We start from the raw sequence: 26,901 nt of genomic DNA, 5'->3' as shown, positions 1-26,901 counted from the left end.
GGTAGCGCGAAGTTGGTCAATCGTCCATGTCGGTGCGCGCGAGCATGGAACCGTTGGGGCGGTCGGAGACGCCACGGTGTCCGCTCGAGCGGGTCACCGATCGGGACTTCCGCCGGAGCCGCCATGCGTGATCGGAACTGGCCGAATGTTCCGAACGGCCTACCGCGCGGGGTACGCCGCTCTGGCCCGCGCGTCGGTCGGCGCGGGACCGGCATGAGATGCGGTCGACCGGCGGGTGTGGAGGCGCGGTCGAGGCGGTGCTCGTCCGCGCTAGACATACATACGGTATGTATGTAACAGTGGTTCCAGCACCGCCGATCTCCGGGAGGACTCATGGCAACCAGCACTGCACTCGGCCGCACCCACGAAGTGGAACTGCCCGGCGGCCGCATTCGCTATCACGAGACGGGGGAGGGCGCTCCGGTCGTGTTCGTGCACGGCCTGCTCGTCAACGCGGACATCTGGCGCAAGGTGGTGCCCACGATCGCCGCGGCCGGATACCGCTGCCTCGCCCCGGACTGGCCGCTCGGCTCGCATGAGATCCCGGTCCCGGACGCGGAACTGACACCCGTCGGGATCGCCGATCTCATCGCCGCGTTCCTCGAGCGTCTCGACCTCACCGACGTCACCTTGGTGGCCAACGACACCGGCGGAGCGATCACCCAGGTGTTGCTGACTCGCGACCGGTCCCGTGTCGGCCGCGTCGTCCTCGTCTCGGTGGACAGCTACGAAAGCTTCCTGCCGCAGCCGTTCACCGCGCTGCCGCTGCTGGCGAAGATCCCGGGGTCGTTGCGTCCCCTCACCGAGGCGCTGCGGATCCGGGCGCTGCACCGCCTTCCGCTGGCTTTCGGCTGGGTCACCAAACGGCCCGTCCCGCCCGAAATCGTGGACTCCTACCTGCTGCCGAGCCGAAACTCCGCCGCGATCCGGAAAGATCTGCGGCGCTTCCTGAAGTCGGCGCATCGCCGCTACACCCTGGAAGCCGCCCGCCACTTCGCGGGTGTCGACATCCCGGTACTGCTGGCCTGGGCGCGAGAGGACCGGCTGTTCCCGCTGTCGTTCGCCGAACGCCTGGCCCACGACCTGCCGAACGCGCAGCTGACGCTCATCGACGACTCCTACACCTTCGTGCCGGAGGACCAGCCCGAGTTGCTCGCCGCATCGATCCTGGAGTTCACTCGCCTGCATGCCACGCCGTAGCCAGGAAGACCGCTCTCGCGCAACCAAGGCCGCGCTCGAACAGGCGGGACGCCGGTTGTTCACCGAGCGCGGCTTCGCGGGGACTTCCGCCGAGGAACTGGTGACCGAGGCGGGCGTCACCCGGGGCGCGCTGCATCACCATTACGGCGATAAACGCGGACTTTTCCTCGCGGTGCTGGAGCAGATCGAGGTCGAGATCACCGAGGAGATCGAAAACGCCATCGCCGCAGTCGATTCCGCGGACGTGATGGCCGGAATGGCAGCGGGGCTCGGGCTGTTCCTGGAGATCTGCCAGCGCCCCGCGATGCTGCGGATCGCCCTCACCGACGCCCCCGCCGTGCTCGGCTGGCAGGCCTGGCGCGAATTCGAATCCGCGCACGGGCTCGGCTTGATCACCACGCAACTCGAGCGCGCCCGCGACGCCGGGTTGATCGCCGACGCCCCCGTTCCCGTGCTGGCCCAGCTCGTCGTCAGCGTGATCAGTGAGGCCGCCTTGATCGTGGCGCACGCCGAGGACTCCGATCTCGCCCGCGCGCAGACCCAGCAATCGGTCCTGCTGCTCATCTCGGGGCTCATGCGCGCCGACGGCTGAGACGAGCGGGCCGCGCCGCAACGATCGGGAACTCTCGGCCTCGCTCGACGCATCCGTAGATGGTCGCTGCCTGCCTCGATACGACGTCCTCTGGTCTTATCCTGCGCATGTGACAGAGCAATCGGCGCGTCGACTCCGGTCGCGTGTGACACCGCTGACCGTGGGCCTGGTGCTCGCGGCGGGCGGTGCCGCGACCCGGCCGTTCAGCTGGCCCGCGACCGCGCTGGTGGCGGTGGCGGCGCTGGGCGCGACGGTGCTGGCGTTCCGCGGGAGATTCGAGCGGCTTCCGCGCAGCGCCCGGCTCGGGCGCGGCCTGGTCGTGTGGTCGGCGCTGCTGGTCGCGGCATCGGCATGGGAGGTCTACGCGCTCCTGCGCCAGCCCGCCCTGAATCAGCCGAGCCACGAGCACCCGACCTTGTCCACACTGCTGGATCCGGCGCTCGAACAGTGGCCGCTGCGGTTCGCCGGATGGCTGGTGTGGCTGGCCGCCGGGTGGTGGCTGGTGTCGAGATGAGCGATCGAGCCGTCGTCCTCCTGGGGTTCGCCCTGATCCTGGCGGCCGCGCTCGTCGCGGTCGTGGTGACGTGGGTGCGCCGCGATCTGGTCGCTTCTGCGGGGGAGACGATCGCCTACCTGACCGCAACCCGAACGACGAGAATCATCGCCGTGCTCGTATGGGCATGGCTCGGCTGGCACTTCCTGGCCAGGTGAAGCCCGCACGCCGCTCGAGCGATCTACTACTGTGACCGACATCGGATTCTCTATCTTCGGGGGTTTCACATGCTGATCTGGGGCTGGCAGAAGCGTATCCACACGCTCGCCATGATCACCTTGATCTGCGGCCGCTGCGGCAATCCCGCCGCACACGCGCTGCGCAAACTCGTCACCAAGTTCACGCTCTTCTTCATCCCGCTCTTCCCGCTCAGCACCAAACACCAGCTGGAGTGCACCTGGTGCGGCGCTTCGTCACCGGTCGCCGCCCCGCAGCTCCCCGACCTCATCGCCCGCGCCAACGCCGAGACCATGGGCCCAGCCCAGTACCAGCAGCCGGGTGCACCCGGCCCGAATGCGCAGTGGCCCCAGCAGCCCGCTCTCGGCGCGCCCAACACCCACTGGCAGCAACCGCCCGCCCCCAACACGCCCGACACCAACTGGCAGCGCTGACCCGAACTCGGGACAGGCCGGGCCGCGAACACTCAGCGCCGCAGGCGCTGGAAAACAAACACAGCATTAGACTCCAACCCGTGCGTTTGTATCGGGACGAGGCGGTTGTGGTGCGCCAGCACAAGCTGGGCGAGGCGGACCGCATCGTCACGCTGCTCACGCGACAGCACGGACTGGTTCGCGCGGTCGCCAAGGGGGTGCGGCGGACCAAGTCGAGGTTCGGGGCCCGGTTGGAGCCGTTCTCCTACATCGACGTGCAGTTGCATCCCGGGCGCACGTTGGACACCGTCACGCAGGTGCACACGATGGAGGCGTTCGCCGCCGACATCATCGACGACTACGGGCGCTACACCACCGCGTGCGCCGTTCTGGAGACCGCCGAACGTCTGGCCGGTGAGGAGCGCGCGCCCGCGCCCCGGCTGCACGCGCTCACCGCGAGCGCCCTGCGCGCCATCGCGGCCAAACAGCGGCCGCACGAACTGGTCCTGGACGCGTTCTTGTTGCGCGCCATGGGTTTCGCGGGCTGGGCTCCCGCGCTGGAGGAGTGCGCCAAGTGCGCGACACCGGGTCCGCACCGGGCCTTCCATGTCGCGGCAGGCGGCGCGGTGTGTGTGCATTGCCGTCCGCCGGGTGCGGCGACGCCGGCCCCCGGGGTGCTCGACCTGCTGGTCGCGTTGTTGCGCGGGGAGTGGGAGCAGGTCGAGACGACGCCCGAAGCGGTACGCAGGCAGGCCAGCGGGTTGGTCGCGGCGCACCTGCAGTGGCATCTGGAACGTCAGCTGCGCACCCTGCCGTTGGTCGAGCGATCCAAGGACACCGCCGGACGCACTCCACCTGCGGTCGCGTCGATCCGTCCTCGATCCGCGCCGGGCGCAGGGCAGGCCGGGCCGTCGCCTACTCCACGAATTGAAGCTCTACCTGGGGCAGCTCGTTCATGACGCGCGCGCACACGGCACGGTGCCAGGTGGCCGGATAGCGGGTGTCCGGCTCGTGCTTGCAGTAGTCGTCGTTGGTCCGATAGGTGTGCAGGCGGGGCGAGATCTCCCCGGCGTCGATGGCGTCGACCATGGCCTCGACCACCTGTTCGGTCTCGTCCGCGATGGCGGCGAGTTCGCGGGCCACGGTGTCGGGGATCTGGAAGGCTCCCTTCTCCCACCGCTCGACGGTGCGCTCCGCGACCGCGAAGAACCGCGCGCACCACGGCACCGGAAGTCCGAGTAGTTCACGAGTGGCCCGGAAACCCGCGGCAGTCGCGGTGCCTGGTAAATCGGTCACGTCCGAGAAACCCCTCCCCAGTATCACGATAGGGAAAAGAATAAGTCACCGGCGCCGGTGGGGACCGTGGAATGCCTCAGGAAGGAACACGGCGGTGGGCCGATGGAAGCGATCAGGCAGGATAGATGCCGTGATCCTCCGCCGAGACTCCGCTACCGCGACCGCGCCCGAGCGCGTGGGCGTCCGCCCGCCCGCGCCGCATCCGTCGGGAGCTCGGCCGCCGCAGCTGCCGCCGGAACTGGTGCCCAACCATGTCGCGCTGGTCATGGACGGCAACGGGCGCTGGGCCCAGGAGCGCGGGTTGCCGCGCACCGCCGGGCACGAGCGCGGCGAGGCGGTGCTGATGGACACCGTCGAGGGCTGTATCGAGATCGGCGTGAAGTGGCTGTCGGCGTACGCGTTCTCCACCGAGAACTGGCGGCGCAGCCCCGAGGAGGTGCGCTTCCTCATGGGCTTCAACCGCGACGTGATCCGCAGGCGCCGGGACGAGATGCACGAGATGGGCGTCCGGGTGCGCTGGGCCGGGCGGCGGCCGCGCTTGTGGCGCAGCGTGATCAAGGAATTGGAGATCGCCGAGGAACTCACCAAGGACAACACCGTGATGACGCTGACCATGTGCGTCAACTACGGGGGTCGCGCCGAGATCGCCGACGCGGCAAGGGAGATCGCGCGCCGGGTGGCGGCGGGCGAGATCGATCCGGAGAAGGTCACCGAGGCGACGGTGGCGAAATACCTCGACGAGCCCGATATGCCGGACGTGGACCTGTTCCTGCGCCCTTCGGGCGAGTTTCGCAGCTCGAACTTCCTCATCTGGCAGTCGGCCTACGCCGAATTCGTCTATCAGGACACGCTTTTCCCCGACTTCGATCGGCGCAACCTGTGGGAGGCCTGCCTCCAGTACGCTTCGCGAGACCGCCGTTTCGGCGGCACCAAGTGAACGGCGGCTCGAACATGGACGCAGCGGTGACTCCCGACCAGGAACTCCAGGCGCGGGCCGGAGCCTGCCTGTCGAGCTACGGCATCGAGGTGCGCGTCGACGCCGACGGGTCCCTGGGCTTCGAGTACGAGGGTGCGCTCTCCTCGCTGCGCGCGGTGAACCTGGCGCCCGGTCTGGACGTGCTGAGCCTCACCTGTGTGCTGGCCTGGGACCGGCCGCTGAAGGCGCAGCTGCACAAGCGCGTCGCCGAGCGCAACAACTCGCTGCAATTCGGTTCGCTCACGGTGATCGCCCGCGGCGGGCTCGCCGATGTCATCCTGCGCTACACCTTCCCCGCCGCGGGCCTCGACGATCAGGCCCTCACCACCATGCTGCTGCTCGTGCTGTCCAACGCGAGCCGAGCCAGGCAGGGCCTGCTGCCCTGAGACGGGGCCGAAGGTCTCGGCTTGCCAGGTCAGCCGACGGTCCGAGGGTCGGGCTCGCCGTAGGGCAGGAGGGTGCGCACGCCACGCGCCAGTGTCTCCGGGTCGAGGTCGCCGAGGATGAGGTGCTGGAGGATGAATCCCGGCAGCAGTCCGATGATCGCTTTGGCCACGGCATCGATGTCGGCGTCTTCGGGTAGCCAGCCTTTGTCGCGCATGCGTTCGGCGTAGCTCACCCAGAGCGCGCGCATCGCGATCATCGTCTCGCGGACCATCACCGCCGCTTCGGGATGGACCAAGGCCAGCGCCCATGCCTGCGGCGCCAGTCGTACCGGGCCGTCGGGCCCGCTGCGCCGCACCACCTCCTCGGCGATCATGGTGAACAGCTCGGCGGGCGTGGGCAGCGGATCGCGGCCGATCGCCTGGTCCATGGCGATGCGCAGCGACACCGTCGTCTCGGTGGCGAGGGCTGTGACCAGTTCGTCCTTGCTCTTGAAGTAGCGGTAGACCGCACCGGCCGAGAGCCCGGATTCCGCGAACACGTCCTGCATGGAGGTCTCGTAGAACCCCTTGCGCGCGAAGCAGCGCCGCGCGGCGTCCAGGATCTGCTGCCTGCGGCGTTCGAGGTGCGCTTCGCTGACTCGGGGCATGGGCCCAAAGTAAAACGAATATTCGTTCTTGACAACTTCCAGGCCCCGTGCGACGGTAGGCCCAACTAAAAAGAACGAGCATTCGATTTTTAGGAGATGGCCATGATCACCATGCCGCGGGCGTTCGCTCTCGGTCTCGGCGCCGCCCTGCTCCAGGCGCTGATGCTGATCGCGTTCGCCTGGCCCGCCGCGAACATCGCGCCTCGTGACCTGCCGCTGGCCGTCACCGGCCCGCAGGCCGCGATGGTCACCGGCAAGCTCGCCGAGCACAGTCCGGGCGCCTTCGAGATCACCACGCCCGCGGACGAGGCCGCCGCCCGCGCCGCGATCCAGGACCGGGAGGTGTACGGCGCGATCGTCACCGGCGACGGGCCGCCGCGCGTGCTGGTCGCCTCCGGTGCGAGTCCCGCTGTCGCGCAGCAACTCACCCAGATCGGTCAGCAGCTCTCCGGTGCGCCCGCCGCCCGAGTCGAGGACGTGGTGGCCGCCGACTCGGACGATCCGCGCGGCACCGCGTTCGGCGCGATGGTGCTGCCGCTGGTGATGTCCGGCATCGCGGCCGGTGTGCTCCTGGCACTGCTGATCCCGGCGATCGGCGGCCGACTGATCGGACTGGCGACCTTCGGTGTCGCGGGCGGGCTGCTCGGCATGGCGATCATCCAGGGCTGGATGTCGGTGGTGCCCGGGTCGTACCCGGCACTCGCGGCGGTCGCCGGGTTGGTGTCGTTCGCGGTGGCCGGCGCGGTCGTCGGGCTCGCCGCTGTAATCGGGCGGGCCGGTATCGGCATCGCCGCGCTCACCATGCTGCTGATCGGCAACCCGTTCTCGGCGGCCACGTCCGCGCCGGAGCTGCTGCCGCAGCCGTGGGGCGCCATCGGACAGTGGCTGCCGCCCGGGGCGGCCGCGTCGCTGCTGCGCTCGATCGCGTTCTTCGACGGCGCCGCCGCGACCGGACCGCTGGTGGTGCTGCTGGTCTGGGCCGCGGTCGCGCTCGCGCTGCTCGGCGTGGCCGCGCTGCGCGGCCGTCCGGCCGAGACGCGGGCACCGGCTCGGGATGCGGTCCCGGTCGGCTGATCGAGATCATCTCGCTCAGTGCAGGACGGTACGAAGGTGACCGACACCCGACGTCCCCGAGCGACCCGGCCGTGCGGCGCCGGGTCGCTTCTGCGGGCTCGTGACGGCACGGCGGCCGTAGTCGTAGCGACGGCCGTAATGCTGCACCCTGCGGCGTAGTTCGGCCGACCACGGGGGGCATCGATCGCGTCGAGCAGCGCGGCTTGCTAGGCGTCGTCGAGCCACCCGGGCAGGTAGCGCAAACCCGGAACGGGCTCGAATCGGTCGTCGCCGCAGCCATTCTCGTCGGATGAGAGTTCCGGCGGGAATGGCTGCGGGCCCGGATCAGTCGATGGTGAACGACAGCGTGGGTGGGGTGGCCGCGCCCTCTTGCCGCTGGGCGTTGTAGGTCACCGTGTACGGGCCGGTGCCGGGGGAGGGGACCACGAAGATCACGTAGTTCTTCGGGTTGTCGATGGTCTCGTTCGCGTTGAGCAACTCGTTGATCGGGCCGCGGATGTCGGCGGGCACGGTCTGCCCGTCGGGGGTACGGATGGTGAAGTAGTCGTAGTAGATATTCGTTCCGCCCGCGGCGATGCCGGGCCCGCCGATGAGCTTTATGCGCAACGCCAGGTCGGATTTGCCGTTCTCGTTCTTCGTGTAGCTCGGGCTGATGCGGCCGCCGGTGACCTGGATGGTCGTCTGGTCCTGTACCAGGGTGCCGGTGACTTTCACCGCCTTCGGTTGGACGCTGTCCACTTTGCCCGCCGCGGCGAGCGGGATCCTGGTCTGGTTGTCCGCGCCTTGGCCGTACACGACGGTCATGGTGTCGAGGAGGTGCTCGGCGTCCTTCGCGGACGCGACGGGCGTCGTGGCAGTGCCGGTGGCGGAGCCGTTGCCGGGCACCGTGGGACTGTCGAAGATCGCCCCGCCGTCCACCTCTTTGCCGACCAGCAGCGACGGCGTGCCGCTCAACGTGCGGTGGTCCGGCGTGGTGTTCTTGTAGGTGATATCGATGCGCACTTTCGCGCCGCCGTATTCGTCCGGCACGACGGTCGCCTTGTCCACCGTGATGTCGAACCCGTCGTACCAGCCGGTCTTGCCGACGGTGCGGACGGTCGACTGCCCGCTCGTCCCGCCCGGCGCCGCGGCGACTCCGGTGGCGGTGGCCGACGGGACCGCCACCGGCGTGCCGTCCTCGCCCTGGCACGCCGAGAGCAACAGCGCCGAGGCCACGACGAGCGTGGCCCCGGCGACGGTGACGGCCCGGCGGCGCACCGGGCGTATGAATGAGTCGTTGGTCGTTGACACGCTGCCTCCCCAGCAGATGGCGGATCCTTCGTGCCGAATCCGGATCGGTCCGGGTTCGCGAGGATCTCACCGGTCGATCTCCGCTGGTCGCGGGCGCGTTAACCGGACACGCCGGGAAGCGAGCTGATCAGCAGTTGCCTCGGCGTGCCGTCCCGCATGTCGTGCAGGTGCCGAACACCTCGAGGGTGTGGCTGATCTCGGTGAAGCCGTGCTCGCTCGCGATCGCCTCGGCCCACGACTCCACCGTGGGACCCTCCACCTCCACGGTGCGGCCGCAATGCCGGCACACCAGGTGATGGTGGTGGCCGGTGGAGCACTGGCGGTAGACCGACTCGCCGGAGTCGGTGCGCAGCACGTCGACCATGCCCGCGTCGGCCAGGGACTGCAGCGTCCGGTAGACGGTGGTCAGGCCGATGCCCTCGCCGCGCTTGCGCAGTTCGTCGTGTAGGTCCTGGGCGGAGCGGAACTCGTCGATGTCACCGAGCAGCGCGGCGATGGCGCTGCGCTGCCTGGTGCTGCGGATGCCGACCGGTTTCTGTGGAACGGTCGTGTTGTCTGGCACGAATCACCCTTCCTCGGCGTGCGCGACGGCGTCGACGACGATGTGCGCCAGGTGGTCGTCGACGAGTTCGTAGAGCACCTCGCGACCCGAACGCTCACCGTGCACGACACCGGCGGCCTTGAGGATACGCAGATGCTGACTGACCAATGGTTGCGTGACACCCAGCGCGTCGACCAGTTCGTGCACACACCGCGGTGACTCGCGCAACTGCAGCACGATAGCAATCCGGACCGGGGCGGCCAGTGCCCGCAACAACTCACCCGCATCCTCCAGCACGGTTCGCGGGGGTACCGGCGCCGGTCCGGGCGACCGATACGGGTTGTGCGGCGGTGCGGCGGCGGTCTCGGCGGTCATGTCACCAACTCCTTAATGGAAAGCATTACCAGTTTGCATATGCACAGGTGCGCATGTCAAACGGGCGCGCCGTTCATCGGGTTGGCTGTGCGGTGGAAACCAGGTTGGTCAGGGTCTATAGGCTATAGCCGACCTGTTGATGATCTATTCACGTGAATAGATTCAACTCACACGATCCGACTCGCAGTGGATGGAGAATTCTCGCGTGGCACCCAAGTCGAAGGTGGACACCGTTGCCAACCTCGCCAAGCGCCGGGGTCTGGTGTACCCGTGCGGTGAGATCTACGGAGGCACCAAGTCGGCGTGGGATTACGGGCCGCTGGGCGTCGAGCTCAAAGAGAACATCAAGAAGCAGTGGTGGCGCGCCATGGTCACCGGCCGCGAGGACGTCGTCGGTCTGGACTCCTCGGTGATCCTGCCCCGCCAGGTCTGGGTCGCCTCCGGCCACGTGGGTGTGTTCAACGACCCGCTGGTCGAGTGCCTGCACTGCCATCACCGCTTCCGGCAGGACCACCTGCAGGAGGCGTACGCGCTGAAGAACAAGATCGACGACCCGGACACGGTCTCGATGGAGCTGGTGGCGTGCCCGAACTGCGGCACCGTCGGCCGCTGGACCGAGCCGCGCGACTTCAACATGATGCTCAAGACCTACCTCGGCCCGATCGAGTCCGAGGAGGGTCTGCACTACCTGCGCCCGGAGACCGCGCAGGGCATCTTCGTGAACTTCGCCAACGTGATGACGACCGCGCGCAAGAAGCCGCCGTTCGGCATCGCGCAGATCGGCAAGAGCTTCCGCAACGAGATCACCCCGGGCAACTTCATCTTCCGCACCCGCGAGTTCGAGCAGATGGAGATGGAGTACTTCGTCAAGCCGGGCGAGGACGAGGAGTGGTACAAGTACTGGATCGAGACGCGGTTCTCCTGGTACACCGATCTCGGCATCGCCGCGGACAATCTGCGGCTGTTCGTGCACCCGAAGGACAAGCTCTCGCACTACTCGGCGGGCACCACCGACATCGAGTACCGCTTCGGCTTCCAGGGCAACGAGTGGGGTGAGCTCGAGGGCATCGCCAACCGCACCGACTTCGACCTGAAGACGCACTCCGAGCACTCCGGCACCGAGCTGAGCTTCTTCGACCAGAACACCAACGAGCGCTACATCCCGTACGTCATCGAGCCCGCGGCGGGCCTCACCCGCTCGCTGATGGCCTTCCTGGTCGACGCGTACGCCGAGGACGAGGCGCCCAACGCCAAGGGCGGCGTGGACACCCGCACGGTGCTGCGCCTGGATCGCCGCCTCGCGCCGGTGAAGGCCGCGGTGCTGCCGCTCTCGCGCAACGCCGATCTCACGCCGAAGGCGAAAGACCTGGCCGCGCAGCTGCGCAAGAACTGGAACGTCGAGTTCGACGACGCGGGGGCGATCGGCCGCCGCTACCGCCGCCAGGACGAGATCGGCACCCCGTTCTGCATCACCGTCGACTTCGAGACGCTCGACGACCAGGCGGTGACCATCCGCGAGCGCGACACGATGACCCAGGAGCGCATCGCACTGGACAAGGTGGAGGGCTACCTGGCCCAGCACCTGATCGGCGCCTGAGTCCGCCGCCGCGCCCCGTGGTCGTCTTCGGCCACGGGGCGCTGTCGTTCAGCCGCTCTTCTTGCGGGTGATGATGCCGATCGTGGTCGGGATGAGCAGCGCCGCACCCCACGGCACCGCGACCCAGAACGGCCAGAAGTAGCCCGCGCCGGTGGCCAGATAGATCGCCACGCACAGCACGTTGACGAACACCCAGGGCGTCCACATGATCGTGATCCATTGGGGGATGCCCTTTGCGCGCGCCGGCCGCGCTTCCCGTTGCGCGGGAAGGTCGGACAGCAACGGCGTCAGCTCGCCATAGGTCTTGGCGGCGTACACCTGTTGCAGCCGATCGTCGAATTCGGCCAGCGACAGCCTGCCTTCGTTCATCGCGAGGCGCAGCTGGTCGATGATCTTCTCCCGATCGGCGTCGGACGCCCGCACGTGGTCCTGACTCACGATGTGAGCGTAGGTCACCCGGCCGTCAACGTCAGAGCGGAACGTCCCAGAACGCCAGCTCGTGCCGCAGTCCTTCGCGGAACAGCTTTTCCGCGCGTGCCGGGTCCGCGCCGGACTCGTCGATCATCTGCGCGCAGCGGCGGGTCAAGACCGCGAAGCCCGGATCGGCGTAGGTGTCGACCCAGCGGCGGTAGCGCGGCTCGGCGGGCGGCCGCTGCGCCAGTCGCGCGCCGAGCGTGGCGTACCCCCACATGCACGGATACAAGGCGGCGAGCCCTTCACCATAGGACGCGGCGGAGTCCAGCAGAAACGCCGTATACGCCGCGCACGGACCGCCTTTGACGGCGCCCTCGAGGTCGGCGCCGAACTCGGCGGCCAGCGAGCGGTGCAGCGACAGTTCCTCGTGATAGGTGGCGTGCGCGAGGTCGACGAGGTCGCCGAGATGGGCGGCCGGAGCCTGCCAGGCGAGGCGCGCGAACACCCGGACGTAGTCGAGCAGGAACAGATAGTCCTGCTCCAACCAGGACCGGAACACCGGTTCGGGCAGGGTGCCCGCCGCGATGCCCGCCACGGTGGGATGGGCGAGCTGTTCCTCCACCGAGGGCAGGCCGATCTTCTCCAAGTGCGCCGCGAGACTCATACCGGCAGTCTTCCGCATCCGTCCGCCCGGTCGGTTTGCGCCCGTGCCGGTGGTGCCGCACCCTTGCGGTGTGTTGAGGGATGAGGACGCTCCGATTCGTGCGCTGGCGCCGTCGGAGCAGCGGTTCGTGCGGCATGGCACCTACACGGGCCGGTCGGTGTCGGTACGGGGAGCGCTGGACGTGACGGCGCTGCGGGAAGCCTTCGCGGCGTTACGGCGAGCGTATCCGGTGATCGGTTGCCGGATCGCCGAAGACGTTGCGGGACAGGGATATCTGCTGGCCGCGGACGAGACGGCATGGACTCCGGTTTCCGTGCGCGAGGGTGACGTGGCGGTGATCGGCATCCCAGCGATGGATCCGGCGGTGCAGCTGGCCTACCTGGATGTCGTCGGTTCGGGCGCCAACCAATGGCGGGTCACATTGTTCGCTCACCACAGCGTCGCCGACGCGGGCTACTGCGTCGAGCTGCTGTCGCGACTGTGGGAGTGCTATACCGGCATCGTCGAACAACAGCCGGTAAACCTTGTGCCACAAAATATTCCGCATTCGTTGGAGTGGTATGTCGCGGAGCGCGGCATCACCAGGACCGCGACGTCCGGCTTCGAGGACGTGATCAAGCCGCTTCCACCGGAGGCTCGCGACCTGCCGCCCGGCAGCGCACAGGCCGCGCCGAGCACGCTCACCCGTCCGGTGCGCGTGCGGCTGAACCGGGAGGCCACCGCCCGGATCACCGACCTCGCGCGCAGCACCGGCGTGACGATGAACGGCCTGCTGACCGCCGCGCTGCTGCGCGCGTACGCGCGGGAGACCGCAGGCGGCGCGACATCATTGGGCTGCCTGTATCCGGTAGACCTGCGCGCCCGGCTGGAGCCGCCGGTCGCAGCGGCGGCGGGCACCAATATGGCCGGACTCGCTTCCTTCGCGGCGAGTGTGGACCCGGCGGCCAACCCGCTCGAACTGGCACAGCGGATTTCGGCCCGTCTGACGCGCGACCTGTCCGAAGGCGTTGTGCAGCAGTCCGTCCTGCACTTCCCGGACCTCTACGGCCCGAAGAGGATTCATTCCCTGGCCGGGCATATCGCGGTGACCAACACCGGAGTCGTCCCGGTCTTCCGCACGCCCCCCGGTATCGAGTTCACCGATTACGAGATCGTCTACGTCTCGGCGCATCCTCGCCCCTCCGCGGGCGCGTCGGCCGCGGTCACGTTTCTCGTCTACACCTTCGCCCACGAGCTGGCGGTCGGCGTACTCGGCGGCGGCGCGCACACCGACGGTCTGCTCGAGGCGGTGCGGGCCGAGCTGACCGCGCTCGCGGCGGCGGGCGGTCACTGATCCGGTACGGGATCGAGCCGTGGTCAGAATCGTCCGCCGCGACCGATCCGCCGGGAGCCGGACGAACCACCGTACGAGCCGGGGCTCCAGCCGCCGCCGGAGTGCCGGGCGCCGCTCGCCGCGCCGCGCAGGAGCCCTTCGAGCAGGATGCCGCCGAGTACCGCTCCCGTCTGCGCGCCTGCCGACGGCGCCCGCGACGCCTCCCAGGCCCGGACGCTGGCCTGCGCCGCCTGCAGCGCGCGCCCGGCCAGATCCGCCGCCGTCTGCGCGCGCCGCAGTGCGTTGGCGGGGTCGCTCGCGCTCAGCCGTTGCGCCTCGTCGAGGTTGCGCTGTGCTTCCGACAGGCGGGTGCGCGCTTCGGCGTCGATGCCGCCGCGCCGCGTGGTGACGTAGTCGGCGGCCGCGCCGATCCGGGCGCGCGCGTCGGTGAGGGCCCGATCGAGCCTGCGTCGCAGGTCCTCGGCGGCGAGTTTGCGGTCGGTGGCGGCCGCGACGGCGCGGTCGAGATCGGCGTCGGCGGTGACCGCGTCGTGGAAGGCGCTCAGCGGATCGGCGTCCGCCGTGGATGTCGCCTTCGCCAGCGCGGACTGCGCCGCGGTGCGAGCGTCCGCCAGCTGCTGGCCGCCGTAGCCGGAGAGCTCGGCGGCGGTGGCGAGGTCGCGGCGCAGCTCGTCCAGCACACCGGGAAGGCCGTCGCGGGCCTGCTGGATCGCGGCTGCCGCGTTGTCCACCGCGTCGAGCAAGGCGCGCGCCTGCCCGATCGCGGCCTCGGCGGAGCGAATCGCGGCGACCGCGCCGCCCTGCTCGCCCACCGGCTCGGTGAGCGCGGACCGTCCCGCGTCGATGCTCTGCTCCGCGAAAGCGATGCGCTCCCGCGCCATCCGCACGTTGTCCTGGATCGGTGCGAGAACGCTCGCCGGATGGGTGGCGGTGAGCCGGCTCAGCTCGGCCTCCGAATCGGGAATCCGGGCGGTGACGTCGATGACGTCCCTGGTGAGCGCGTCCAGCCGGTTCGCGGCGTCGAGCAGCAGATCGCGCATGGCGTCGAACTCGGTGACCTGCGCGTCCAGTGCGCGGTCGGCGCGTCCGACGGTGCCGATCAGGTGAACCAGCAGCGAGCGCTGTTCGTCGGGCGTCTCCGGGATCGCGTCGTCGAGGCGCTGCCGGATGGCGAACGCCTCGGCGGCGGCGGCCTTCGCCTGGTCGAGGGCGGTGCGGAAGGGCGTGGTGGCGGTGGCGCCGAACTCGCCGGTGGCCAGGTCGAGTTCCTCGCCGCTGGTGCGGATCGCGTTGTCGATCTCCACCAGCACCTCGCGGGAGCGCGTGTGCAGCGCCTCCAACGGCAACGCGGACAGCGCCGCGGCGTTCTCCGGATCCAGTTGCCGCGCCGCCGCCAGCTCCGCCTCGGTCCGGGCGCGACGCCGTCTGCGCGCGTACCAGACGAGGCCGCCCGCCACCAGGACGACGAGCAGACCGATCACGAGCAGCGCGCGCGCGTTCACCCCGCCGCCGCGCAGCGCCGCGTCCAGCCCGTCGGCCGTCGCGACCCCCGCGTCGGCCCACCGTCCGTCGCGCAGGGCCGGTTCGACCTTCCCGAGCACGATGTCGTCGAGCTCGGAATCGCTGACGCCGCCGGGCAGTTCGCCCTCCAGCCAGTACGCGCGGTCGTCGGTGGCCACCGCGAGCAGCAGATCCCGTTCGCCGAAGCCGGACATCGATGCCGTGCGCGCGGACCAGTCCTGCGGTGTGCGTCCGTCGAAGTCGCGCACGTACACGACCCACAACCGGATCCGCTGGTCGGCGTAGAGCTGGTTCACCGCATCGCGCACCTGGGCGCGCTGACCCTGGTCGAGCGCGCCGGCCGGGTCCTCCACATAGGTGTCCATCCGAAGTGGTGGTTCCGCCCCGGCCGCCGGAGCCCCGGCCAGGGCGAACGCGGCCAGCAGGACGCTGATCACGGGCAGGCGAACGAGGCCGATCCGCTGCGGCAGTGACATGGCACGAATCTAGCTCGCTAGCATCGTTTCCGTGATCACCATCGAGCGCCCGTACAGCGGCCACGTGTCACCGGGTGCCAACCCGCAGCAGCGCGATGTCCCCGGCGCCCGCATCCTCAAGATGTCGGTCGGCGGCATGGACAACAACTGTTACCTGGTGCAGTGCACCGCCACCGGCGCCGCCCTGCTCATCGATGCTGCCAACGAGGCGTCGCGCATCGCGGAACTCGTCGAGCAGGAGACGCCCGGGCAGGTCCAGCTGATCGTCACCACCCATCAGCATCGCGACCACTGGATGGCTCTGCGGGAGACCGCCGCCGCCATGGGCGCCCCGACCGCGGCGCACCCGCTCGACGCCGACCCGCTCCCGGTCCGCCCTGACCGGCTGCTCGCCGAGGGCGACACCGTCACCATCGGCGAGCTGGTCTTCGAGGTCATCCACCTGCGCGGCCATACGCCGGGCTCGATCACCCTCGCGCTCACCGACGGAGCGGGCCGCGTCCACCTGTTCACCGGTGACTCGCTGTTCCCCGGCGGTGTCGGCCGCACCACCTCCCCGGCGGACTTCACCTCGCTGTTCACCGACGTCTCGGCCAAACTCTTCGATCGCTACCCGGACGACGCCGTCGTCTACCCCGGCCACGGCGACGACACCACCCTCGGCGCGGAGCGCGCCGACCTTCCGGCCTGGCAGGAGCGCGGCTGGTAACCCCTGGCGGTTACCGGACGAGGCACGGCGCCGCTACTGGCAGACTTGGGGTGTGGATTTGCCAACGATGCGCACCCGGGCTCTCCCGGCTCCCGACCCCGCCCGGCCGCACGGCTTCGGCGCCGGGTTGCTGCGCTGGACGCGGCGGCTGGTCGTCGGTTCGGTGGTGATGGGCGCGGTGCTGGTCGGCGGAACCGCCTTCCGCGTGTGGCAGGTCGCGCGCATCGATGACTACACGAAGGCCGACGCGATCGTCGTGCTCGGCGCCGCGCAGTACTCCGGCACGCCGTCCTCGGTCTTCGAAGCGCGACTCGACCAGGCGTACAAGCTGTTCCGGGCCGGTGTCGCGCCGCGGGTCATCACGGTGGGCGGCAAGCAGGAGGGCGATCTGTTCACCGAGGCCGCCTCGGGCAAGAACTATCTGCAGGCGCGCGGCGTACCGGGCGACAAGATCCTCGCCGTCGAAACCGGTTCGGACACCTTACGCAGCGTCGAAGCCGTGGCGACGGCGATGCGGGCACGGGACATGTCGTCGGCGGTGCTGGTCAGCGATCCGTGGCACTCGCTGCGCACGCGCACCATGGCCAGGGACGAAGGGCTGGCGGCGTGGACCGCCCCCACCAGAACCGGCCCCGCCGTCTACACCCGCGAATCCCAGGCGCACGGCATCGCCCGGGAGACCGGCGCCTTGCTGTGGTACCAGCTCACCCACTTCTCGGCGGACTTCACCTACACGGCGGGACAGTGAGGCTCGATGAGCGCCCGGTACACCGATCACGACACCGAACGCCTCGTCGTCGAGGGCGCCAAGACCGCGGGGCTCGGCCCGCCGCGCAGTGAGTTCGAGACCGGCCACCGAACCGAGTTCGCGCGCGACCGGGCCCGGGTGCTGCACTCCGCGGCGCTGCGCAGGCTGGCCGACAAAACGCAGGTCATGGGTCCGCGCGAGGCCGACACGCCGCGTACACGGCTCACCCATTCCCTGGAAGTCGCCCAGATCGGCCGCAGCATCGCCGACGGCCTCGGCTGTGATCCGGACCTGGTCGACCTGGCCGGGCTGGCCCATGACATCGGCCACCCGCCCTACGGCCACAACGGCGAGAAAGCCCTCGACACCTTCGCCGACGCCTTCGGCGGGTTCGAAGGCAACGCGCAGAACCTCCGCATCCTCACCCGCCTCGAACCCAAGGTGCTCGAACCCGATGCCACCAGCGCGGGCCTCAACCTCACCCGGGCCGCTCTCGACGCGGCGCTCAAATATCCCTGGGGCCGAACGGGTCCGGGCACCAAGTTCGGCGCCTACGAGGTCGACGCCGAGCGCCTGGAGTGGATCCGCAAGGGCGCGCCGGACCGGCGGCGCAGCCTCGAATGCCAGATCATGGACTGGTCCGACGACGTCGCGTACTCGGTGCACGACGTCGAGGACGGCGTCATCGCGGGCCGGATCGATCTGCGCGCGCTGGCCGACCCCGCCGAACAGGACGCGTTGGCGGCGCTCGGCCAGTTCCAGCACTCGCTGGCCGCCGACGAGCTGATCGCCGCCGCGCAGCGGTTGTCGGAACTGCCGGTGGTCGCGGCGGTGTCCGGATACGACGGCACGTTCACCGCCTCGGTCGCGCTGAAACGCCTGACCAGCGAACTCGTCGGCCGCTTCGCCACCGCCGCGATCATGGCGACGAGGGAGGTAGCCGGGCCGGAACCGTTGTCCCGGTACGCCGCGGACCTGGAAGTGCCGCGCATCGTCGCCGCCGAGGTGGCGTTGCTCAAGACCGTCGCGTTGCGGTATGTCATGTCCGACCCGGCGCACCGGTTACGCCAGGCCGCCCAGCGCGAACGCATCCTCGCCGTCGCCGACCGCTTGCTGGCCACCGCACCGCGCTCCCTCGATCCGGTGCTGCTGCCGTTCTGGAACGCCGCCACCGACGACACGGCTCGCGTGCGGGTCGTGGTGGACCAGATCGCCTCCTACACCGAGAGCCGTTTGGAGCGGGTCGCGGTCGAGTTGAACGTCTAGCCCCGCGTCGGCTTCACGCCGTCAGGCCGTCGGAGGACTCCGCTCGGGCCATTTTCACCAGTGCGCCATGCAATTCCTTGGCCGACGCCCCTGCTCGCTCGCCCCGGAGCACCACCTCGGTGAAGCCATCGATCAAGGCCCGGCCGGGATCGAGCAGTCCGAGTCCGCCACCGCCGCCACGCAGCGACTCGTTGATCAACGTCCGCAATGCTTCCTGCCGGGCACGGAACCCACCGGCGGCGTCCAGCGCCCCCGCGAACTCGCGAGCGACCGCCGTGTATACCGGGCGTTCGGCCGGGCCGCGCCGACGGAAGATCCTGCGCGTCTCCACGGGAGCAGGCGGATTCAAGGCGGCCCGGTCCAAAACGATCCAGATCGCGGACTCGGCGGACTGCTCGACGGGCCCGCGAGCCGGCCTCGGGCGAGATTCCGCATCGTCGGTGAGTTCGACCCCACGCAGCGGAATCGGGTATTTCGTAAGCAGCTCATCGAGGGCGGAAGCGATCTCACGGATCACCTGGACATCCACGGTCGCGGCATCGAACCCGACGACTTCCAAGCCATGCCGCGCCGACATCTCCCGCGCGATGCGAAGCGCTTCGGAAGGGTCGGGGCCGGTCGGCTCCGGGGCTGCGGCGCGGTGCGCTGTGCCGGTCCGTTCGAGGGGCGCGCGGCCGTTGTTCCGGGCGGGAGCCGAGTTGGTTCGGGTGGATGCGTCGCGTGTGCTGTCGGTGTGCTGCGGGGCGGAAGCGCTCCCGGGCGCCGAGTTCGCGGAGCCTGTGATCCGAGGGACGGCCTGACGAGGGCGCGCGTCGTCTGTTCGCGGCGCGCGTGTCGAATGCTGCGCCGGGCCGGGACGGTCGGAGCCGTCAGCGGGGACGCTCCGCGGCGGAGGTACGGGCCGGTGTGCGCTAGTGGTGTCATCGATCGGCGTGGGCTGGTGAGGGGCGTCAGGTCTTCGGCCGAGCGCGGCAGCGTCAGTGCGGCCGGGCTGGGGGATGAGCGCGGATTCGCCCTGTGGGCCAGGTGCGGGAGGAGCCGTGTTGCCGGTCCTTCCGCTGACTTCGCAGGCCTCTGTGCTGCCCGAGGGCTGACGCCAGCTGTCTGTCTTGCCGGTCTGCGGGTCGGACTCAGTTTGCGAGGTGGGGTCCGTCGTTGCAGCGCCCGGTGAGCCGACCGGTGGGTCGGGGGAAGCGTCGATCCAGGAAAAGCGCAGTGCGTCGATCAACTGAGTGGCGGTGGAGCCGGTGTCGGTGCGTCGCCGCGATACTGGTTCGTCGGTGGCGTGGGGGAACGTAGCGTCTGCCGGCCTGGCCGCCGGGTGGTTCGCGGCGCGGGAGTGGGCGATGTGGTCGGGATGCGAAGTGGCATGGGCCTCCGGCGCGGAAGTCGGCCTTTCCGCGACGTCCTTTCGCGGGGTGGGTACCGAGTCGTCAGGGTTGATCGCCGGCTGCGGGACGGCGGGGGAATCCGCTGGCTCGATCGGCGGGACAGGCGCACCGATCGTTGGCGGGACGGATGCACCGAGCATCGGAGTTGCCGTGGAGCCGCCGATCGTCGGAGTGGCCGCGGAGCCGCCGAGCATCGGAGTTGCCGTGGAGCCGTCCGGGAGATCGGTCCGGAGAACGGACGTGCTGTCCGACGATGTGGAGTCGGGCTCGCCTGCCATCCGGCGACCTCCCCAGCCCCCCACGATGCCGACCTGGGATGGAAGGGGTGGGGTCCGGATCTTCGGCGCGGCGTCGTCCGCTGCGCCGTCGGCTGGGGTGGCTGTGGAGTCCGGCTTGATGTCGCTGTGCCGGGTGGCTTCCGGACGATGGGGAAGCTCGGTCTTCTCCGAGGGCGCGACCCCGTTCGCGGTGTCGATCGTGGAACGAGTCTCGGTGCTCGGAGCGGTATCTCGCTGAGGCGCGCTTGTCTCCACGGTGCGCACCGCTTCACCGCTGTCGGTACCGCCGCCCGGACGGTCGATGTCGTGGCGGTCGCCGGTCTGCCGCGTCGGCTCGGGCAGGGGCGCGCTGTCGAACTCAGGGCCGCCGGGACGGGCGGAGGGCGAGTCGTCGGCGCGTCGGGTCTGGCGGATCGGCTTGGAGTTGTTTCCGGGGGCCGGTTCGGCGTCCGCTGGGCGGTCCTCCGGCCTTCGGTCGTCGGCGGTGTGGGGGTGTTGGTGCGGTGCGAAGCGGTCGGAAGCCGGAGTGCTCGTGGGGGCCGACGAAGAGTTGCCAGTGGGGGCTGAGGTCGACTCGTCGGCGAGGTGGGTCCGGCGGATCCGCCCGTTGTCGCTTTCGGGATCCGGTCGGGCGTTCTCTGGGCGGTTCTCCGGCCTTCGGTCGTCGGCGGTGTCGGTGTGTTGGTGCGGTGCGAAGCGGTCGGAAGCCGGAGTGCTCATGGGAGCCGACGAAGAGTTGCTAGTAGGGGCTGAGGTCGACTCGTCGGCGAGGTGGGTCTGACGGATCGGCGCCGAATTGCTTTCGGGGCTCGGTTCGGCCTCGGCGGGATAGTCCTTCGGTCTCTGGTCGTCGGTGTGTCGGTGCGGCGTGCCGGTGTCGGCTCCGTTCGCTCGCGGTAAGCGGAGCACCACGTCTATCTCCGGCACGAACGCGGCTCTCTCGGCAGCGTCGATCCGTGGGCGTCGCGGCCCGCCGTCGGCCCGGTTCCTGGACTGGAAGCCCGCGGTCTCGACCGGCGGGGTGGATAGGCCGGTCGGTTCGATCGGTCCGGACGTGTCCGGAGGACCCGGCCGGCGGTGGGACGCGGTGTCGGTGCGATGAATTGGTGCGGAGTGCTCGGGGAGATCGGTCCGGCGGTGGGATGTGGCGTCGGCGCGCCGGAGAGATGACGCGTCGTCGGGAAGGGCCGTCTGGCGTGATCCGGCGTCGGTGCGTCGGTTGGGTGTGGGGTGGCCGGGCGCATCGATCCGGTGGCGGGCAACGTCGGTGCGATGCATCGGTGCGAAGGCTTCGGGAAGATCCGTCCGGCGCACATCGGCGTCGTCGGTTCGATCGGCGGGTGCGGAGCGGTCCGCGCGGCCCGGCCGCTGGATCAGCGCCGAATCGACGGTGATGGCGGCCGGTGGGGCGGAGCCATCAGCCGCATCCGTGCGCCGGACGGACGCCGGATCGTCCAAGGCGTCGGTGCGACGAGCAGCGGATTCGTACTTCGAAGAGCGAGCCGCCGACGGCCTCAGGGGCGCGGACAGTTCGACCGCGGCTACCTCCGGGGGCGCGGATGCTCGGACCGGTGCGCTCGGCACCGTCGGGCACGGGCGGACGACGCGCCTCGACCACGGGGTCGCCGAGGTCTTCCGGGCCCAGGGAGTGGGCATCGCCTTGCGCTCGGGTGCGTCCGCCGCTTCGGGCGCAACCTCCGCAGCCGGTATTTCCACCGCCGCCGGAGTGAAGGCCACCTCGGCACGGTCGAGCCCATCGCCGACGAGCGCCTCGGCGGAGGCGATGGCTGCCTTCAATTCGCCGACTGTCCGGGAGGCGTCCACGATGAGCCGCTCCAGTGTCGACACGAGCACGCGCAGTTCACCCGTGTCGATCCGCGACGGCTGACTCACGATGTCTCCCGCCTGTCCTCATCAGGTCGTGTCGCGGTGCGCTGGCCTGCGCCGACTCTTTGATCTCGCGTGACCGAAAGCAAACTGTGGTTCGGCCATTGTCGCTCAGCCCGGCCGGACCTCTCCCGGCTGGGAACACGGTTTGACAGCTCGTGCGCCGCCGAACAGCTACCGAATCGCAACCTGCCCGCCGCTTCGTCGTATCGGCCGTGGCACCGGCAAACCGGGCCGCGACCTCGGCACCTCGCCCGCGAACGGGACCCTTCTGCATAGAGGCGATGAAAAATACAGCGCCGCAACGGTATTCGCTCCAGCTTCCGGTTGGCTACCATGGAGGGGTGCGGATCGGAGTAGGGCTCTCCACCGCGCCCGAAGCGCGGCGAGCGGGCATGGAGGCCGCAGCGTTCGCCCGCGACCAGCTCGCGGGCGAGGCGCCGTCCCTCGCTGTGCTGCTCGCGTCCCGCGCGCACACCGACGACGCCGTGGAAGTGCTGTCCGGTGTCCACCGGACGGTCCGGGTGCCCGCCCTGGTCGGCTGCGTGGCCCAGGCGGTCGTGGCCGGTCGCCGCGAGATCGAGGACGAGCCCGCGGTCGCGGTGTGGCTGGCCACCGGACTGCCCGCCGCCGAGACCTTCCAGTTGGACTTCCTCCGCACGGCCAGTGGCGGATTGCTCGCCGGTTATCGCTTCGACAAGGCCGCACGCGACTTCCACCTGCTGCTGCCCGACCCCTACTCCTTCCCGGCCGACCTCCTGCTGGAGTACGTGAACACGGATCTGCCCGGCACCATCGTGATGGGCGGATTGGTGAGCGGCGGCCGGGGCCCCGAAGGCAGCCGCCTGTTCCGCGACCACGCCGTGGTCACCTCGGGCGCGGTCGGCGTGCGCCTGCCGGGTCTGCACGGCGTGCCGATCGTGTCCCAAGGCTGCCGGCCGATCGGCTACCCCTACACCGTCACCGGCGCGGACGGCACGGTGATCACCGGACTCGGCGGCCTGCCCCCTATCGAGCGGTTGCGTGAGATCGTCGCCGTGCTGCCACCCGATCAGCAGGAACAGATGGCGCGCGGGTTGCAGATCGGCTTCGTCGTCGACGAGCATCTGGCCGAGCCCGGACAGGGCGACTTCCTCATCCGCGGCCTGCTCGGCGCCGACCCGTCCAGCGGCGCGATCGAGGTGGGCGAGGTCGTGGAGGTCGGCACCACGGTTCAGTTCCAGGTGCGCGACGCGATCGGCGCGGACCGGGACCTGCGCGCGGCCCTCGCGCGGGCGCGCACCGATCTGGCCGGGCGTCCGGCGGGTGCGTTGCTGTTCACCTGCAACGGACGTGGCCGCCGGATGTTCGGGGTCGCGGATCACGACGCCACGACGATCGAGGACTTGCTCGACGGCATTCCGCTGGCGGGCTTCTTCGCCGCGGGCGAGATCGGACCCATCGCCGGACGCAACGCGCTGCACGGGTTCACGGCGTCGATGGCGCTGTTCGTCGAATGAACGTCGACCTGCGCGTCTATGCCGAGCTGAACGACTTCCTGCGGCCCGGCGAGCGGTACACCGCGCTGCGGCGACCCTATCGCCCGCACCAGACCGTGAAGGATGTCATCGAGGCCGCCGGCGTCCCGCACACCGAGGTCGACCTGGTCCTGGTCGACGGACAACCGGTCGACTTCGACCACCGTCCGCGCCCCGGCGGGCGGATCACCGCGTATCCCGTCTTCGAGACACTCGATATCGGCCGGGTGACCAGGGTGCGTCCCCATCCCTTGCGTGCGCCCCGGTTCCTCGCGGACGTGAATCTCGGCGGCCTCGCCAAGCTGATGCGACTACTGGGCCTGGACGTGCACTGCCGGTGGGACGCCGAGGACGCCGAGCTCGCCGAGGTGTCGGCGGCCGAGCACCGGATCCTGCTCACCCGCGATCGGGGGCTGTTGAAGCGCCGCAACGTCACCCACGGCGTCTACATCCGGGCGGACCAGCCGGTCGACCAGGTCGTCGAGGTGATCCGGCGGCTTGATCTCGGCGCGCGCCTGGCGCCGTTCACCCGCTGCCTGCGCTGCGGCGGCGTCGTCGCCGAGGTCGCCAAAGCCGAGGTCGAGGACCGGCTCGAACCGCTCACCCGCCGTTACTACGACACCTTCCGGCAGTGCCGCGAGTGCGGCCGGGTCTACTGGCAGGGCTCCCACCAGGCACGGCTGGCCGGTACCGTCGCGGCGATTCGCGCGGAGCTGGATCGCTCCTGATCCCTCGGGCGAGCGGATGGCCGGCTCGGCGACGGCTCGCGAAGGCCGAGCCACCCGTCCGGCCGGTTCGGCCGGAACTCGCTGTGCGGAGCCGCCCGGGCGCGTCGGCCCCGCGTTCGCCTAGACTCTCTGCCGTGGCCGGACGACTTCCTGATCGCGATATCGCGGCGATACGCGAGCGCGTCCGGATCGAAGACGTGGTGGGCGAGTACGTCGCGCTCAAGCGCGCCGGAGCCGACTCGATGAAGGGTCTGTGCCCGTTCCACGACGAGAAGTCGCCGTCGTTCCACGTGCGCCCCAATCACGGGCTGTTCCATTGCTTCGGGTGCGGCGAGGGCGGCGACGTGTTCGCCTTCTTGCAGAAGATCGAGCACGTCGGGTTCGTCGAGTCGGTCGAGCAGCTGGCCGACCGGATCGGTTACCAGATCAACTACGAAGGTGGCGGCACCTCGGTGCAGCGCGACCGGGGCACCCGGTCCAGGCTGGTCGCGGCGAACGCGGCAGCGCACGAGTTCTACGTCGCGCAACTGCGCGAGCCGGAGGCCGAAGCCGCCCGCAAATATCTCACCGATCGCAACTTCGACGCCGCCGCCGCGCACACTTTCGGTTGCGGGTACGCCCCGGCGGGGTGGGACACGCTCACCAAACACCTGCTTCGCAAGGGTTTCGACTTCAAAGAGCTGGAGGCCGCCGGGCTGTCCCGGCAGGGTCAGCGCGGCCCGATCGACCGCTTCCACCGGCGGCTGCTGTGGCCGATCCGGAACCTGTCCGGCGACGTGATCGGCTTCGGCGCCCGCAAACTCTTCGACGACGACACCATGCCCGGCAAGTACATCAACACGCCGGAGACTTTGCTGTACAAGAAGTCTCAGGTGCTGTTCGGCTTGGACCACGCCAAGCGTGAGATCGCCAAGGGCCACCAGGCGGTCGTGGTCGAGGGCTACACCGACGTCATGGCGATGCACCTGGCCGGGGTCAAGACCGCGGTCGCCTCGTGCGGCACCGCCTTCGGCGACGAACATCTCGCCCTGTTACGCCGCCTGATGATGGACGACAACTTCTGGCGCGGCGAGATCATCTACACCTTCGACGGCGACGCCGCGGGGCAAGCGGCGGCCCTCAAAGCTTTCTCCGGCGATCAGAAACTGGCCGGTCAGACCTACATCGCCATCGCGCCGGACGGGCAGGATCCGTGCGAGCTGCGGCAGCGTTCCGGCGACGCGGCCGTGCGCGATCTGGTCGCCCGGCGAACGCCGCTGTACGAGTTCGTGATCCGCGGCCTGCTCGCCGACCACAATCTGGACACCGCCGAGGGCCAGGTGGAGGCGCTGCGCCGCGCGGTGCCGGTGGTCGCGCAGATCAAGGACAACGCCCTGCGCAAGGCCTATGCCACCAAACTCGCGGGCTGGGTCGGCTGGGACGACATCCAGACCGTCGTGCGCCGCGTCGGCGAGGAAGCCAAGCGCAAACGCAACGGCGGAGGCGGCGCCGGGGCGCTGCGCGCGCCCGCGCCGCGCGAAGTGGTCGCCGAACATCCGGCGGCACGACCGAATCCGAACGATCCCACGCTCCTGCCGCAACGTCAGGTGCTGGCCGCCGCACTGCAGTACCCGGCGATGGCCGGTGCGGCTTTCGACGCGCTCGAGGCCGAGGCGTTCACCCACCCCGCCTACGCGGTGCTGCGCACCCTGATCGCCGAGGCGGGCGGTACCGCGGCGGGGCTCGGTGGCGCCGAGTGGGTCAACGCCGTCGCCGACCGCACCGACGACCTGACCGTGCGCGCCCTGCTGTCGGAGCTGGCCAACGAGCCGCTACCGGTGAAATCCGAGACCGACATCCCACGCTTCGTCGCCGGGGTCCTGGCGCGCACCCAGGAGGCTTGGGTCGGCAGGCAGATCGCCGAGCTCAAGTCCAAACTCCAGCGGGTCTCGTCGACCGAACAGCCGGAGGCCTACTACGCCCTCTTCGGCGACCTCGTCGCCTTGGAGCAGTATCGCAAGAGCCTGCTCACCCAGGCGATGGGCAACCACGGGGACTTCGCCACCGGGGCCTGACCTCCGCTGGTACGTCCGGTGTCGAGCGGCAGGTCAGCGGCGCAGCTGGTCGTGCGGCACCAGGACGGTGGTCCGCTCGTCGAGCGGCTCCATCGGCTCCAGGCGCGGGCGGGTGCTGAGTTTGTCCGACAGTTTCTGCCTGCCGACGAGCACGAGCTTGCGGGTCACCGGGCTCCCGGTCAGCGCGCGGGTCGCGGCGCTGATCTGTTCGTAGCGAGCCCGCCCGGCCTTGCTGCCGAGTACATAGCCGGCCGCCACGCCGATGATCAACCGCAGCATCTCGATGTGCTCCTCCCAGTTGCCAGTTCGCCGCTCCATCCTGCCCGACGCCCCACATGCCTGTCGATCCGGACACCCGATAGCCCGGCCCCCGCCCGCGCGGACAAGTCAGCAGGTAGCGACACGATTTGGGCTCCCGCCCAGCGATACGCTAAAGTTTCTCCTCGGCCCGCCCGGTGCGAACCGAGCGAGTCGAGGGCAATCCCCTATAGCTCAATTGGCAGAGCAGCCGACTGTTAATCGGCAGGTTTCTGGTTCGAGTCCAGATGGGGGAGCAGAAAACGGCCTCTGACCAGCAGTTCACCCTGCACGGTCGGAGGCCGGATTCGTATCCGGGGCCGGGACACCTTCGGGGTCGAGTCGGTTCGACAGATGTGGTCACCGGACGGGGAAGATTCCTGCCGAGCGGCAGTCTTTGTCGCGCCGCACCCTCTGTGAATGAGGGAAGGTGGGCCCGCGCGGGCATACGATCCTCCAGCAGGCCCTGACGAGCAGCAACGTGCGATGGGAGTCGCCGGT

The 26,901-nt window shown here is 69.8% G+C and carries 27 protein-coding genes and 1 tRNA gene; 18 read left to right on the top strand and 10 right to left on the bottom strand.

All coding sequences use genetic code 11. The features are described from left to right. The first annotated feature begins 333 nt into the window (after nt 1-333). The 6 genes from ABZ552_RS21610 (at nt 334) to recO (ending at nt 3,894) form a co-directional block, all read left to right on the top strand. On the top strand, nt 334-1,200 hold the full coding sequence (locus ABZ552_RS21610) for an alpha/beta hydrolase (RefSeq protein ID WP_281874842.1): 867 nt from the start codon (nt 334-336) through the stop codon (nt 1,198-1,200). Beyond that, nucleotides 1,187-1,792: a TetR/AcrR family transcriptional regulator gene (locus ABZ552_RS21605; RefSeq protein WP_281874841.1), complete on the top strand. Its 606-nt coding sequence runs from the start codon at nt 1,187-1,189 to the stop codon at nt 1,790-1,792. Before ABZ552_RS21610 ends, ABZ552_RS21605 begins: the two co-directional genes overlap by 14 nt. 109 nt (nt 1,793-1,901) lie before the next feature. Next, nucleotides 1,902-2,306, top strand: a complete 405-nt coding sequence (locus ABZ552_RS21600; protein WP_357439258.1) for a hypothetical protein — start codon at nt 1,902-1,904, stop codon at nt 2,304-2,306. Next, nucleotides 2,303-2,503 (top strand): DUF6186 family protein, encoded by a 201-nt coding sequence (locus ABZ552_RS21595; protein WP_281916934.1) that lies wholly within the window; start codon nt 2,303-2,305, stop codon nt 2,501-2,503. Before ABZ552_RS21600 ends, ABZ552_RS21595 begins: the two co-directional genes overlap by 4 nt. 69 nt (nt 2,504-2,572) lie before the next feature. Continuing rightward, nucleotides 2,573-2,956, top strand: coding sequence for a hypothetical protein (locus tag ABZ552_RS21590; RefSeq protein ID WP_281916935.1), 384 nt, complete (start codon nt 2,573-2,575; stop codon nt 2,954-2,956). Between the two features lie 80 nt (nt 2,957-3,036). After that, nucleotides 3,037-3,894, top strand: coding sequence for a DNA repair protein RecO (recO, locus tag ABZ552_RS21585; RefSeq protein ID WP_281874837.1), 858 nt, complete (start codon nt 3,037-3,039; stop codon nt 3,892-3,894). Here recO and ABZ552_RS21580 read toward each other — a convergent pair. Further along, complete coding sequence (locus ABZ552_RS21580) at nt 3,851-4,231, bottom strand: DUF1870 family protein (RefSeq protein WP_159845045.1); 381 nt, start codon at nt 4,229-4,231, stop codon at nt 3,851-3,853. The two genes, recO and ABZ552_RS21580, sit on opposite strands and share 44 nt — an antisense overlap. Before the next feature lie 121 nt (nt 4,232-4,352). Between ABZ552_RS21580 and ABZ552_RS21575 the strand changes: the two genes are divergently transcribed. After that, nucleotides 4,353-5,168, top strand: a complete 816-nt coding sequence (locus ABZ552_RS21575) for an isoprenyl transferase (RefSeq protein WP_159845425.1) — start codon at nt 4,353-4,355, stop codon at nt 5,166-5,168. 14 nt (nt 5,169-5,182) lie between these two features. Beyond that, a complete protein-coding gene (locus tag ABZ552_RS21570) occupies nt 5,183-5,593 on the top strand; it encodes a YbjN domain-containing protein (RefSeq protein ID WP_281874836.1) in 411 nt (136 codons plus the stop codon). 29 nt (nt 5,594-5,622) lie between these two features. Here the strand turns inward: ABZ552_RS21570 and ABZ552_RS21565 are convergent, their stop codons facing one another. Then, a complete protein-coding gene (locus ABZ552_RS21565) occupies nt 5,623-6,240 on the bottom strand; it encodes a TetR/AcrR family transcriptional regulator (RefSeq protein WP_357439253.1) in 618 nt (205 codons plus the stop codon). A 102-nt stretch (nt 6,241-6,342) separates the two neighbouring features. Between ABZ552_RS21565 and ABZ552_RS21560 the strand changes: the two genes are divergently transcribed. Further along, nucleotides 6,343-7,314 (top strand): hypothetical protein, encoded by a 972-nt coding sequence (locus tag ABZ552_RS21560; protein ID WP_281874833.1) that lies wholly within the window; start codon nt 6,343-6,345, stop codon nt 7,312-7,314. A gap of 324 nt (nt 7,315-7,638) precedes the next feature. Here the strand turns inward: ABZ552_RS21560 and ABZ552_RS21555 are convergent, their stop codons facing one another. The 3 genes from ABZ552_RS21555 to ABZ552_RS21545 all read right to left on the bottom strand — a co-directional run bounded on the left by ABZ552_RS21555 (nt 7,639) and on the right by ABZ552_RS21545 (nt 9,520). Beyond that, nucleotides 7,639-8,604 (bottom strand): hypothetical protein, encoded by a 966-nt coding sequence (locus ABZ552_RS21555; protein WP_357439250.1) that lies wholly within the window; start codon nt 8,602-8,604, stop codon nt 7,639-7,641. A 127-nt stretch (nt 8,605-8,731) separates the two neighbouring features. Beyond that, nucleotides 8,732-9,166, bottom strand: a complete 435-nt coding sequence (locus ABZ552_RS21550) for a Fur family transcriptional regulator (protein WP_281874831.1) — start codon at nt 9,164-9,166, stop codon at nt 8,732-8,734. A 3-nt stretch (nt 9,167-9,169) separates the two neighbouring features. Beyond that, complete coding sequence (locus ABZ552_RS21545) at nt 9,170-9,520, bottom strand: metalloregulator ArsR/SmtB family transcription factor (RefSeq protein ID WP_039796803.1); 351 nt, start codon at nt 9,518-9,520, stop codon at nt 9,170-9,172. A 205-nt stretch (nt 9,521-9,725) separates the two neighbouring features. On the opposite strand from ABZ552_RS21545, the gene ABZ552_RS21540 reads away from it, so the two are divergent. After that, complete coding sequence (locus tag ABZ552_RS21540) at nt 9,726-11,117, top strand: glycine--tRNA ligase (RefSeq protein ID WP_063020497.1); 1,392 nt, start codon at nt 9,726-9,728, stop codon at nt 11,115-11,117. 48 nt (nt 11,118-11,165) lie between these two features. On the opposite strand, the gene ABZ552_RS21535 is transcribed toward ABZ552_RS21540, so the two are convergent. Beyond that, nucleotides 11,166-11,555 (bottom strand): DUF1707 domain-containing protein, encoded by a 390-nt coding sequence (locus ABZ552_RS21535; RefSeq protein WP_281916940.1) that lies wholly within the window; start codon nt 11,553-11,555, stop codon nt 11,166-11,168. A gap of 31 nt (nt 11,556-11,586) precedes the next feature. After that, nucleotides 11,587-12,195 carry a transcriptional regulator gene (locus ABZ552_RS21530; RefSeq protein WP_281874829.1) on the bottom strand — a complete coding sequence of 203 codons (609 nt, stop codon included), beginning with the start codon at nt 12,193-12,195 and terminating at the stop codon, nt 11,587-11,589. Nucleotides 12,196-12,265: 70 nt separating this feature from the next. On the opposite strand from ABZ552_RS21530, the gene ABZ552_RS21525 reads away from it, so the two are divergent. After that, nucleotides 12,266-13,528, top strand: coding sequence for an acyltransferase (locus ABZ552_RS21525; protein ID WP_281874828.1), 1,263 nt, complete (start codon nt 12,266-12,268; stop codon nt 13,526-13,528). A 23-nt stretch (nt 13,529-13,551) separates the two neighbouring features. Here the strand turns inward: ABZ552_RS21525 and ABZ552_RS21520 are convergent, their stop codons facing one another. Next, complete coding sequence (locus ABZ552_RS21520) at nt 13,552-15,525, bottom strand: TPM domain-containing protein (protein WP_357439244.1); 1,974 nt, start codon at nt 15,523-15,525, stop codon at nt 13,552-13,554. 31 nt (nt 15,526-15,556) lie between these two features. Here ABZ552_RS21520 and ABZ552_RS21515 point away from each other — a divergent pair, with 31 nt between their 5' ends. The 3 genes from ABZ552_RS21515 to ABZ552_RS21505 all read left to right on the top strand — a co-directional run bounded on the left by ABZ552_RS21515 (nt 15,557) and on the right by ABZ552_RS21505 (nt 18,248). Further along, the gene (locus tag ABZ552_RS21515) at nt 15,557-16,234 is read left to right on the top strand and encodes an MBL fold metallo-hydrolase (protein ID WP_281916944.1); all 678 of its coding nucleotides are present in this window, start codon (nt 15,557-15,559) and stop codon (nt 16,232-16,234) included. A gap of 67 nt (nt 16,235-16,301) precedes the next feature. Next, nucleotides 16,302-16,982 (top strand): YdcF family protein, encoded by a 681-nt coding sequence (locus tag ABZ552_RS21510; RefSeq protein WP_281881098.1) that lies wholly within the window; start codon nt 16,302-16,304, stop codon nt 16,980-16,982. 6 nt (nt 16,983-16,988) lie between these two features. Further along, a complete protein-coding gene (locus ABZ552_RS21505; protein WP_281916945.1) occupies nt 16,989-18,248 on the top strand; it encodes a deoxyguanosinetriphosphate triphosphohydrolase in 1,260 nt (419 codons plus the stop codon). Nucleotides 18,249-18,261: 13 nt separating this feature from the next. Here the strand turns inward: ABZ552_RS21505 and ABZ552_RS21500 are convergent, their stop codons facing one another. Continuing rightward, entirely contained in the window at nt 18,262-18,825 is a 564-nt protein-coding gene (locus ABZ552_RS21500) for a hypothetical protein (RefSeq protein WP_357439240.1), read from the bottom strand. Between the two features lie 3,323 nt (nt 18,826-22,148). Here ABZ552_RS21500 and ABZ552_RS21495 point away from each other — a divergent pair. From ABZ552_RS21495 to dnaG, 3 genes are all read left to right on the top strand, one after another. Continuing rightward, complete coding sequence (locus tag ABZ552_RS21495; protein ID WP_281874822.1) at nt 22,149-23,303, top strand: FIST N-terminal domain-containing protein; 1,155 nt, start codon at nt 22,149-22,151, stop codon at nt 23,301-23,303. Further along, nucleotides 23,300-24,049: a Mut7-C RNAse domain-containing protein gene (locus tag ABZ552_RS21490; protein WP_281874821.1), complete on the top strand. Its 750-nt coding sequence runs from the start codon at nt 23,300-23,302 to the stop codon at nt 24,047-24,049. The genes ABZ552_RS21495 and ABZ552_RS21490 overlap by 4 nt, the downstream gene beginning before the upstream one ends. A 134-nt stretch (nt 24,050-24,183) precedes the next feature. Continuing rightward, nucleotides 24,184-26,103 (top strand): DNA primase, encoded by a 1,920-nt coding sequence (gene dnaG / locus ABZ552_RS21485; protein WP_357439236.1) that lies wholly within the window; start codon nt 24,184-24,186, stop codon nt 26,101-26,103. Between the two features lie 33 nt (nt 26,104-26,136). On the opposite strand, the gene ABZ552_RS21480 is transcribed toward dnaG, so the two are convergent. Next, nucleotides 26,137-26,382 carry a hypothetical protein gene (locus tag ABZ552_RS21480; protein ID WP_159845410.1) on the bottom strand — a complete coding sequence of 82 codons (246 nt, stop codon included), beginning with the start codon at nt 26,380-26,382 and terminating at the stop codon, nt 26,137-26,139. Between the two features lie 202 nt (nt 26,383-26,584). On the opposite strand from ABZ552_RS21480, the gene ABZ552_RS21475 reads away from it, so the two are divergent. Next, a tRNA-Asn gene (locus ABZ552_RS21475) sits at nt 26,585-26,657 on the top strand. The last annotated feature ends 244 nt before the right edge of the window (nt 26,658-26,901 follow it).

Origin of the sequence: Nocardia sp. NPDC019219 (assembly GCF_040632645.1) — a bacterium.
GTDB lineage: Bacteria > Actinomycetota > Actinomycetes > Mycobacteriales > Mycobacteriaceae > Nocardia > Nocardia sputorum.
Note: the sequence above shows the minus strand (reverse complement) of the source record. Positions and strands in the feature narration are given on the sequence as shown.